The sequence below is a fragment of the Marinobacter sp. UBA2498 genome (assembly GCF_002341575.1).
Classification (GTDB): Bacteria; Pseudomonadota; Gammaproteobacteria; order Pseudomonadales; family Oleiphilaceae; genus Marinobacter; species Marinobacter manganoxydans.
In genome coordinates, this window is sequence record NZ_DDOI01000076.1 from 17197 (window position 1) to 17407 (window position 211).

Here is a 211-nt window from a genome sequence, read left to right on the forward strand (position 1 = left end):
TTATGGCGGAATTTGCGGGTATCCGGCCGGCTGCCCAGTAACCGGTGCAGGGTAGTGACCCTGGTGGGGATATCACTCAGATCGACGTTTCCCGGCAGTTCGGCAAGGGGTAACCGGCTCACCGCACCGCCGATGGATTCGTTCAGTCGGGCGGCCGCCTTGCCGGTCGGCGCTGCCAGGCGGATCCGGTATTTCCGACCGGCCCGTTCGG

At 65.4% G+C, this 211-nt stretch carries 1 protein-coding gene; it reads right to left on the minus strand.

All coding sequences use genetic code 11. From position 1 onward, the window contains the following. Positions 1 to 211 (minus strand): hypothetical protein (locus B2W52_RS10530; protein ID WP_286802929.1); only part of this gene is annotated, 211 nt, incomplete at both ends.